Origin of the sequence: Halocalculus aciditolerans, assembly GCF_014647475.1 — an archaeon.
GTDB lineage: Archaea > Halobacteriota > Halobacteria > Halobacteriales > Halobacteriaceae > Halocalculus > Halocalculus aciditolerans.
In genome coordinates, this window is sequence record NZ_BMPG01000005.1 from 105,440 (window position 1) to 115,193 (window position 9,754).

A 9,754-nucleotide genomic window follows, 5' to 3' on the forward strand; every position below is an offset into this window, starting at 1 on the left:
TCGTCGGGTCGACTGGCCGAGTATGAAGTCGTACGAGCGCGCTCAGCTGCTAGAGCGCGTCGAACGGGACGGCGCGAGTGTCGGCGTCTCGATGCCCGACGAAGTCGAACTCGACGGCGAGCCGTTCGCGCTGCGGGAGTTCGTCTTCGAGATTAAGCGCCTCGACGGCCTCCCGGCGGAGAAACAGGCGGAGCTGCAGGCGGTGAAACGCCGACTTCGCAGGGCGCGCCGCGAGCGCGAGGAAGAACTGGAAGAGGGAGACATCTCCTACGCCGAGGGCGAGCAGCTCGTCGAGGAGGTTCTCGGGCTCTCCCGCGCGCTGAACGCGCTGGAGTCGCTCGGCGGACCCGGTATCGAGGCGGAGGCGCGCGCGAGCGAGACGGCCGACCAGAAGCGCTGGCGGAGCTTCCTCGGCGACGTGCTCGGCTGGGACGACCGGAGGTCGCGTCGATGAGCCAGAACGCCGAAATCGCCGCCGTCCTCGACGAGATCGCGGACTACTACGAGGCGACGGGCGACGACTACCGCCCGCAGACCTACCGGCGCGCGGCGAACTCCGTTCGCGACCACCCCGACCCCGTCGAGGACCTCGCCGAAGAGGGCGTAGACGCCGTCACCCAACTCGACGCCGTCGGCGACTCCATCGGCGAGAAAATCGTCGAATACGTCCGAACCGGCTCTGTCGAGAAACTCGAGGACCTCCGCGAAGACCTCCCCGTCGAGATGGCGGAACTCCAGCGCGTCGAGGGCGTCGGGCCGAAAACCATCAAGAAACTCTACGACGCGCTCGGCGTGACGGATCTCGACGACCTCGAAGCGGCCGCGGAGAACCACGAGATTCGTGAGCTCGACGGGTTCGGCGCGAAGTCTGAGGAGAACATCCGTAACCACATCGAGTTCGCTCGGTCCGTGCAGGGCCGCCAGCGCCTCGGCGACGGCCGCCCGGTCGCCGAAGAGGTCGAGGAGACCGTGCTGGGGTTCGACGCGGTCGACCGCGCGGAAGTCGCGGGGTCGACGCGGCGGTGGCGCGAGACCATCGGCGACGTGGACGTTCTCGCGTCCAGCGACGACGGCGACGCGGTCGCCGAGTCGCTCGAAGATTGGGAGCGCGTGGACGAGGTCATCGAGTCGGGCGAGACGAAGACGAGCGTTCGCGTCGCGGGCCTCCGCGTGGACGTCCGCGTCGTCGTCGACGACGAGTTCGGCTCCGCCCTCCAGTACTTCACGGGGTCGAAAGACCACAACATCACCCTCCGGAACTACGCCATCGACCAGGGGAAGAAGGTGAACGAGTACGGCGTCTTCGACGTTCGCAGGAGCGGAGCTCCTGCGGTCCAATCAGAAGCTGACGCTTCCGATGACGTGAGCGACGTCGACGACCCCGATTCGGGCCAGCGCGTCGGCGACCTGCTCGCCTCGAAGACGGAGGAAGCCGTCTACGACGCGCTCGGCCTCCCGTTCGTTCCGCCCGAACTCCGCGAGGACCGCGGGGAAGTGCAGGCCGCCGCCGCCGACGCCCTGCCGGACCTCGTGAACGAACCGGACGTCCGCGGCGACCTCCACACGCACACGGACTGGTCGGACGGCGACGACTCGCTCGAAACCATGCTCGACGCCGCCGAGTCGCGCGGGTTCGACTACTACGCCGTCACCGACCACGCCGAGGGGCCGGGCGTCTTCGGCGACTCCGGGCTGAGCGACGACGACCTCCGCGAGCAGTTCGAGGTCGTCCGCGACGCGGCCGACGACTACGACTTCACGGTCTTCACGGGCGTGGAGGCGAACGTCGCCGCCGACGGCACAGTCGGCGACGTGAGCGACGACGTGCTCGCCGCCGCCGACCTCGTCGTCGCCTCGCCGCACTCCGGGCTGGGCGACGACGGCGGCGACCAGACCGACCGCCTCGTCCGAGCCGTCGAACACCCCTCGGTGGATATTCTCGGCCACCCCTCCGGCCGCCTCATCAACGACCGGCCGGCGATGGAGTTCGACGCGAGCGAGCTCGCCGCCGCCGCCGCGGACGCCGACACGGCCCTAGAGGTGAACGCGAACCCCGCGCGCCTCGACCTCTGGGGGAGCGCCGTCCAGGCCGCCGTCGACGCCGGCGCGACCGTCGCCATCGACACGGACGCCCACAGCCCCGTCGAGTTCGACCACGTCACCTACGGCGTCCACACCGCCATGCGCGGCTGGGCCGAACCCGCCGACGTCCTCAACACGTGGACCGTCGACGACGTGCAGGCCTTCCTCCACTGATGGCGAATCACGCCTACACTCCCGAGGAGACGCGCGTCCTCCTCGACGTGATGTTGGGGTCGCTCGCCCGCCGCCTCCGCATGCTCGGCTACGACGCCGCCTACGCCCTCGACAGAGACGTGGAGGCCGACGACGCCATCCACGACCTCGCCCGCGAGGAGAGCCGCGTGCTCCTCACCCGCGACCGCGACCTCGCCGAGCGAACACCCGAGAGCGTCCTCCTCACCGAACAAGACGTCGACGACCAGCTCGCGGAACTCCGCGACGCCGGGTTCGAGCTCGCCCTCGACGAACCCGCGCGGTGTGCGACCTGCAACGGGCTCCTAGAGGAAGTCGACCCTGAGACCGCGCCCGAGCACGCGCCCGCCGACGTCGACCGGCTCTGGGCGTGCACGGCCTGCGGCCAGCACTACTGGAAGGGAAGCCACTGGACAGATGTCGGAGAACGACTCGAAGAAACGCGGTAGCAGCGCTTAGAGGCGGTCGCGGCCCTGACGGCGGCGCTCGCTCGCGCCGTCGTTGCTCGCCCACTCCGAACAGGCCTCCACGTCGTCCATGAGTTCGTCGTGGAGACCGCAGTACGGCTGGAGGCCCTCGTCGGTCCGGACGTAGTCGAAGTGCGCGCAGTTCCCGCAGTACCGGTCCGGACCGGGACCGCCCGACGCCGACTCCCCCGCAGCATCCGTCGAACCCGCTGCACTCGCTGTATCCGCTGGACCCGCCGAACCCGCTGCATCTGTCGAATCTGTCGAGCGCGACGGTTCGGGCGACGTCGTGGACGCCGCGGGCGTCGAAGTCGAGGCGTTCTGCGCGTCGGGGGTGCCGGGCGTGCGGAGCGTTTCGGTGCTGCCGCCGTCGGTGGACGGCGTGCTCGCGTGGTGGTCGTCGACGTCGTCCATGTCGCCGAAGACGCCGACGCCGCCGAAGGAGCCGCCGGAGAGGGCGGCGCGGGCGTCGTCGATGTTCTCCTCGGCGACTTCGACGGTGTGGGTTTCGCCGTCCCTGGTGAACGTCATCGTGACGGTACCGCCCGGAGTGTTGCGGCGTTTGAAGGTCGCGATGGCGGTGAAGAGACACCACATGACGGTCATGATGCCGACGGCGTAGACGGCGATGAGGGCGACGACGCCGCTGGAGGGGATGCCGAGGCCGCTGAACCAGTCGTAGGGGTAGACGGCGCGGAAGATGGCGACGCCGGCGAGGGTGAGGACGCCGCCGACGGCGGCGGCGGCCTGGTGGATGCGTTCGGCGGGGAGGACGGCGAAGATGCCGAGGAAGGCCGCCGGGACGCCGAGTCCGACGAGGGTGCCGGCGAGTTCGCGCGCGCCGTACACGTGCGCCATCGTGAAGTCCGCGGGGAGCGCGACGCGCGTCGTCAGGACGATGATTCCCGCGACGACCATCAGCGCGCCGGCAGCGAACAGGCCTGTGCCGACGTACAGTCGCTCGGGGCTCACCTGCCCGCTGCGACGTTCGTAGGCGTCAGACAGGCTAGTCATGGGTAGTCATACGCTCGCTAGCCCTAAAAGCCACCGTCAGACACAGACCTATCAGTGTACTGTGGGGTGGTATCGAAAGGCCTAATCTTCGCCCTCTCGACCCGTCGAACATGGCTGACGACGAGGAAGAGGAGACGCAGGTGGAGCTCGGCCCGGAGACGCCCGTCGAGGGCGCGCCGCTCGCCCGCGTCGCCTCTCGACTCACCTGGGGGCTGGAGAAGAGCGAGGTCGTCCGACGCGAGGGCGACGTCGAGGTTCGAACCGCGGACGGCCCCGTCCGCCTCGCCGACGCCCTCGACGGCGTCGACGACACCTACTTCTCGAGCCGGAACGCCTTCGTCGACGCCGTCCGCGCCGAACTCCCCGACGGCCCCGTCCCCGCCGGCGACCCCGTCGCCGAGACGGCGGACGCCGACACGGACGCTGACGCGGACGAAGGCGAAGCGAGCGAAGCTGCCGCCGACGACGAGTAGTCGCGACGCGGACCACACCGCGAGAATCGGCCGATTTCCTTCTCAGCAGCCGAATCCGGTCTCTCAGAACCCGAATCCGAGCGCGCTCGCGCCGGACGTCGCGACGTCGGGCATCGCCATGACGGCGTAGAGCGCGAGGAAGAGCGTCGCGTCGTACGCGCCGTGGATGAACGCGGTGACGGTGAGGTTCCGCGTGTACTCGTAGATGACGCCGAAGACGAGGGAGATGCAGAAGAGGAGGCCGATGGAGACGACGGTGCCGGCGATGGAGCCGACGAGGGAGGTGGCGTGCGCGGCGGCGAAGACGAGGCAGGCGACGGGAATCGCGGCCCACGCGGGGAAGACGTCGCGGAGTTCGCTCTGGATGATGCCGCGGAAGAGGAGCTCCTCGCCGGGGCCGATGAGGAGGAAGGAGAGCGGGAGGAGGACGAGGAGGACGGTCGGGTCGCCGGTCGCGAGCTCCGTCACGGAGTTGTCGGAGGTCGGCGCGCCCGTGCTCTGCACGGCGAGGGAGAGCGCGATGAGGAGGACGAACATCCCGACGTAGCCGCCGACGGCGATGGCGACCTCCTTCAGCGACGGCCACTCGAACCCGCCGTAGCTCGCCGGGCGGCCGCGCCACTTGATGTAGAGCGCGGCCAGCCCGCCGAACGTCACGCCCTGCAAGAGAACGGTCGAGAGCACGACGGCGAGAGACGGCGTAATCGAGACGCCGGCGAACCGGAGCGCGACGACGGCGGCGATAACGAGCCCGTTCCCGACGCCGAGCGCGACGGCGGCGAGGAGGACGGCGATGGCGACCGCCACGAGCCTGGACCGCGTTGACTCATTCATACCACCGCCTTCGACTCCCGGCACTAAACGCCTACCCCTCTCTCCTCGTCCGCCCCGTCTCCCGTTCTCCCGACTCGCGCTCTGCTTCCAGTTCCGCTTGGAGGTCGTCGACTTTCGCCTCCAACTCGGCGATACGGTCGTCGTCTTCGCGTTCGTCGGCTTCCCCGTCGCCTCCCTGCGACGCGGAGCGCGTGAGGAGGTAGCCGCCGCCGACGAGCACGACGAGCGCGGGGATACCGAACATGATCACCGCGATGAGGAGGATGACGAAGAGCTCCACCCCGCCGGGGAGGCCGGCGAACGCGGGTGCGAGGGCTGACAGGGACATACCGTGATGGTTCGGCGCAGACGCTGTAAACTTTCTCCCGCGCGTCCGCTCCGCCTACCAGTCGCTGATGGACGACTGCACGCCGGAGACGAGGGCGGATTTTCTTCGTAGGTCGCTCCAGGAGACGGGGAGGTGGGGTTCGATTTCTCGGAGCGCGCCGTGGAAGGTTTCGGCCTCGCCGGGGTCGCCGTCGAAGGCGTTCCGCACGCTCTCGCGGACCTGCCAGACGCCGACCGGAGCCCAGTAGTCGTCGGAGACCTCGCGGAGGACGATGGCTTTCGCCTGCCGGCCGATGTCATCTAAATATTCGAGGACGCCGAGGCGGGACGCGTAGTACGCGCCCGCCGTCTCCTCGACGTAGCCCGAGCGGCCCTCGTAGCCCTCGCTCGCCGACCCCATCCACACCTCGCCGGTGGCGTCCGGGTTCCAGATGCTCCCCGGGCTCTTCATCTCCACGAGCTCGTACTCCCAGCGACCCGGCGCGAGCACCACCCAGTAGCGGTTCCCCATGTACTCGTTCACGTGCACGCTCACCTCGTCCACGCTCGGGTTGTCGCGGATGCTCCCGCGGAGGTACTTCCCGAGCGTGTCGTCGACGGCCGTGATGGACCACCGGGTCGGAACGAGCCGCCGGTTCTGTCCCTGGCCGAGCGCGCCGACGGAGAGCACTCGGTTGATCTCGTAGACGTCGAGGCCGCGGCGGTAGAGATACGTCATCGCGCCCTGCGCCTGCCAGTCGTCGTCCTCCAGCGTCTTCTCGACGTACCGAGATACGTGGGGGTTCTCGGCGAGGTCGGCGGATTCGGCGGTCGCCGACGGCCCGGACGGCGCGTTCGCCACCGGCTGTGTGTACTGCTCGGGGTCGAACTCCGGCGTCGAGTCGAGGCCGATTTCGACGTTCACCGGGCGGTCCGCGATTGCGACCTCGCGCTGCACGCCCACGAACCCGTCCCAGACGTCCTCGACGTTCACCGACGCCGACCGCCGCGAGTTCAGTAATCCAGTGCGGTACTGGAGGACGTTGTCGATGCCTAATCCGTCCTCGTACCACGCCCCGCTCGTCGCGTAGTTCTCCGCCTGCTCCTCGTCGGCGACGGGCGAGAGGATTCCCGCGGAGACGTTCGGATACGACGACCGCCCCACGAACACCGAGGGCGCGGTCGCGCCGTAGAGCGAGTCGCCCTGCTGGACGGCTTCGAAGTTCGCCTGCACGTCGTCGAGATAGTCGAGCACGGCGTACGACTTCTCCTCGACGAGCCGCCGGCGCTCGAACTCCTCGTCCGGTTCGAGCCCCTCGATGTAGTCGTCCAGCCGCATACCCGTACTACGAACTCGGCGGCCTTGAACGCTTCTCACGCCGAAGATGTCCCGACGCGGTCACCCGAATCCGACCCGCCCACCAACACGCCACACAAGAACTGGACAAACAGGATAGAATATATGGAAATTAGACCTATATCGTTTGGTTTTAGACGGGGGAGTGAGATGATTACTAGCACCTTTGGCCGTCATTATACTGTTTGTCCAGTAGATTCAAGTAGGGTCGTGCCATTGTGTCGCATGAAATGTCCGTGCTCAACCGCGTCACGACCCGGCTCGACTCGCTCGCCGCCGACTCGCACTGCGAATGCCTCGTGTGCGGCGCACGCTACGAGTCACAGCCGCTGAACTGCGCAGCCTGCGGGAGCACGCGCTTCGAGAACTAACACCGGACCACCGGCCACCCCCGTGGACCACCGGCTCACCTATCTGTCTCGGCTACTCTACTCGGCCGCGCGCCGCCCTCCTCCGGCGGCGCGACCGTCGAACGCGGCGCTCGCTCAGTCGGCTTTCGCCTGCCAGTCCCGGAGCGAGTCCGCCGACACGCCGTCGACGTCGTCCGCGAGCTCGTCGGCGTCCGCGTCCCGGAGGTCACCGACGTCCTCGACGCCCACCGCGTTCAGTTTCTCAGCCGTCTTCGACCCGATGCCGTCGAGCTCGGTGAGCCCGCGGCTCGCGCGGTACTCCTCGTAGTTACAGACCGGACAGCCGAACTCCCAATCCTCACCCGACTCGTCGCGGATGACGAGCTCCGGGAGGTCGTGCTCCTCGCAGATTTCATCCGTCGCCTCGACGTCGCCGTTCCGCGGGAAGGAGAGGCTGTACTCGCAGTCCGGGTAGCGCGTGCAGCCCACGAGTCGGTTCCCGTTCCGCAGGCGCTTCACCGCGAGCTCGCCGCCCTCGTCCTCGCCGCACTCGGGGCACGCGCCCACGACGAGCTCCACGCCCGCGTCCTCCTCGGCGCAGAGCGGACAGCCGTGCACGAACGTGCTCCGGCCGTCCAGCATCTTCACCTCGTGGAGGTCGTGCTCCTCGCACGTCTCGTCGAGCACGATGGGCTCGCCCGAATCCGGGAGCGGCAGCGTGAACTCACAGTCCGGATAGCCGTCACAGCCCACGAAGTAACTTCCTCTACTTGCCCGCCGGATGAGCAGGTCGTTCCCGCACTCCGGACACGGCCCCACCGTCTTGTCCGCCTTCAGCGACTCCCGGAGGTGGTCGCCGATCTCCTCCCGGGACTCGCCGAGCGACTCGAACACCCGGCCCAGCATCTCCCGGGACTCTTCTGTTACTTCGTCGAGCGTCGTCTCGCCCTCGACGATGGCGGTCATGTCCTCCTCCAGCTCCGCGGTCATCTCCTCGGAGACGACGAGGTCCGCGTACTGCTCCGCGGCCTCCACGACCGCCATCGCCAGCCGCGTCGGCCGCGGCGGGTCGCCCTCGATGTACCCGCGGTCGTAGAGCTTCTCGATGGTGTTGTGCCGCGTGCTCTTCGTCCCGATACCCAGCGACTCCATCGTCTCGATGAGCCGCGACTGGCCGTACCGCCGCGGCGGCTGCGTCTGCTTCTCCTCGATGCGCGCGTCCACGACCTCCAGCTGTTCGCCCTCCTCGACGTCGGGGACGTAGTTCTCGTCCGTCCCGAAGTACGGATAGACGGCGTGATAGCCCTCTTCGAGGAGGCGGCGGCCGTTCGCCTTCAGCGAGAGATTCTCGCCCGCGACCTCGGCGACGACGCGGAGGTGCTCCCACTCCGCCGGCTCCGCGAGCGTCGCGAAGAAGCGCCGCACGACGAGTTCGTAGACCTCCCACTCGTCCTCCGAGAGGTCGCCGCGCGCCGGAATGTCGGGCGTCGGATGAATCGGCGGGTGGTCGGTCGTCTCCTCGTCCCCGGCCGTCGGCTCCAGCTCCTCTAAGTCCCGGAGGAGGTTCACCGCGTCCGAGAAGTGCGGGTTCCCGTCGAACTCGCCCACGAGCTCGGCGGGGTCGAGGTCGTCCGGGTAGACCGTGTTGTCCGTCCGCGGATACGTGATGTAGCCCGCCGTGTAGAGGTCCTCGGCGATGCTCATCGCGCGGCCCGCGCCGTAGCCGAGCGAGCTCGCCGCGCGGATGTACTGCGTCGTGTTGAACGGCGCGGGCGGGTCGTCCGTCCGCGTCCGCCGCCGCACGCTCTCCACGACGACCTCCGCGGCCTCGCGGAGCACCGCGAACGCCTCGTCTGCCGCGTCCTCGTCCCAGACGCGCTCGGCCTCGTTGTCGTCCTCGTCGAGGTAGAAGTACTGCGCCTCGAACTCGGTCGCGTCCTTCGCGAGGTCGGCGAACAGCTCCCAGTAGTCGTCCGGGTCGAACGCCTCGATCTCGCGCTCCTTGTCCACGATGAGCTTGAGGGTCGGCGACTGCACGCGGCCGACCGAGATGAAGTCCTCGCCCATCTGGCGGGCGGAGAGCGAGAGGAAGCGCGTGAGCGCGGCCCCCCAGACGAGGTCGATAATCTGTCGCGCCTCGCCGGCGGCGGCGAGCTCGAAGTCGAGTTCGTCCGGCTCCGCGAACGCCGTCTTCACCTCGTTCTCCGTGATGGAGGAGAAGCGCACGCGCTTCACCGGCGCGTCCTCGTTCACGTCCCGAACGAGCTCGTAGGCTTCCTTCCCGATTAGCTCGCCCTCGCGGTCGTAGTCCGTCGCGATGACGACGTCGTCGGCGTCGCGGGCGAGCCGCTGGAGGACGTTCACGATGTCCTCCTGCGTCGCCGTCTTCACGATGGGCGCGTCGACGAGCTCGCGCGGCTCGACGTCCCGCCAGTCCTCGTACTCCGAGGGGAAGTCGACGCCGACGACGTGCCCGCTCAGGCCGACGCAGCGCTTCCCGCCCCACTCGTAGACGTAGACGCCGGCCTGCTGGTCGGCTCTCGCGCCGCCCTCCGAGAGGATGTCGGCGATGCGTCGCGCCGCGTTGTTCTTCTCCGTGATGATGAGTTCCACAGTCAGGGGCCTCCAGGGTCGATACTGCACGGTAGGCCGGTCCTCGTTCTAAAGGTTTCGGGGAGC

At 68.6% G+C, this 9,754-nt stretch carries 9 protein-coding genes and 1 pseudogene; 5 read left to right on the forward strand and 5 right to left on the reverse strand.

Annotated features, from left to right (window positions below; genetic code table 11):
- Positions 1-22 precede the first annotated feature (22 nt).
- Genes IEY26_RS15445 through IEY26_RS15455 form a run of 3 tightly spaced genes read left to right on the forward strand, consistent with a single transcriptional unit; the run spans position 23 to position 2,723 of the window.
- Positions 23-454, forward strand: coding sequence for a DUF5788 family protein (locus IEY26_RS15445; protein WP_188980549.1), 432 nt, complete (start codon positions 23-25; stop codon positions 452-454).
- Positions 451-2,256, forward strand: a complete 1,806-nt coding sequence (locus IEY26_RS15450) for a helix-hairpin-helix domain-containing protein (protein WP_188980551.1) — start codon at positions 451-453, stop codon at positions 2,254-2,256. Before IEY26_RS15445 ends, IEY26_RS15450 begins: the two co-directional genes overlap by 4 nt.
- A complete protein-coding gene (locus IEY26_RS15455) occupies positions 2,256-2,723 on the forward strand; it encodes a Mut7-C RNAse domain-containing protein (protein WP_188980553.1) in 468 nt (155 codons plus the stop codon). The genes IEY26_RS15450 and IEY26_RS15455 overlap by 1 nt, the downstream gene beginning before the upstream one ends.
- A gap of 6 nt (positions 2,724-2,729) precedes the next feature.
- Here the strand turns inward: IEY26_RS15455 and IEY26_RS15460 are convergent, their stop codons facing one another.
- Complete coding sequence (locus tag IEY26_RS15460; RefSeq protein WP_188980555.1) at positions 2,730-3,755, reverse strand: DUF7139 domain-containing protein; 1,026 nt, start codon at positions 3,753-3,755, stop codon at positions 2,730-2,732.
- A 110-nt stretch (positions 3,756-3,865) separates the two neighbouring features.
- Here IEY26_RS15460 and IEY26_RS15465 point away from each other — a divergent pair.
- Positions 3,866-4,144, forward strand: a pseudogene (locus IEY26_RS15465) (DUF5789 family protein); the annotation flags it as partial.
- A gap of 147 nt (positions 4,145-4,291) precedes the next feature.
- Here IEY26_RS15465 and IEY26_RS15470 read toward each other — a convergent pair.
- From IEY26_RS15470 to nreA, 3 genes are read right to left on the reverse strand one after another with little or no spacing between them, the layout of a single operon-like run.
- Positions 4,292-5,062, reverse strand: coding sequence for a CPBP family intramembrane glutamic endopeptidase (locus IEY26_RS15470; RefSeq protein WP_188980559.1), 771 nt, complete (start codon positions 5,060-5,062; stop codon positions 4,292-4,294).
- Positions 5,063-5,093: 31 nt separating this feature from the next.
- Entirely contained in the window at positions 5,094-5,390 is a 297-nt protein-coding gene (locus IEY26_RS15475; protein ID WP_229774166.1) for a hypothetical protein, read from the reverse strand.
- A gap of 54 nt (positions 5,391-5,444) precedes the next feature.
- Positions 5,445-6,707, reverse strand: coding sequence for a DNA repair protein NreA (gene nreA, locus IEY26_RS15480; protein WP_188980561.1), 1,263 nt, complete (start codon positions 6,705-6,707; stop codon positions 5,445-5,447).
- A 248-nt stretch (positions 6,708-6,955) separates the two neighbouring features.
- On the opposite strand from nreA, the gene IEY26_RS15485 reads away from it, so the two are divergent.
- A complete protein-coding gene (locus IEY26_RS15485; RefSeq protein ID WP_188980563.1) occupies positions 6,956-7,096 on the forward strand; it encodes a hypothetical protein in 141 nt (46 codons plus the stop codon).
- A 114-nt stretch (positions 7,097-7,210) separates the two neighbouring features.
- Here the strand turns inward: IEY26_RS15485 and IEY26_RS15490 are convergent, their stop codons facing one another.
- Positions 7,211-9,688 carry a DNA topoisomerase I gene (locus IEY26_RS15490; RefSeq protein ID WP_188980565.1) on the reverse strand — a complete coding sequence of 826 codons (2,478 nt, stop codon included), beginning with the start codon at positions 9,686-9,688 and terminating at the stop codon, positions 7,211-7,213.
- Positions 9,689-9,754 lie beyond the last annotated feature (66 nt).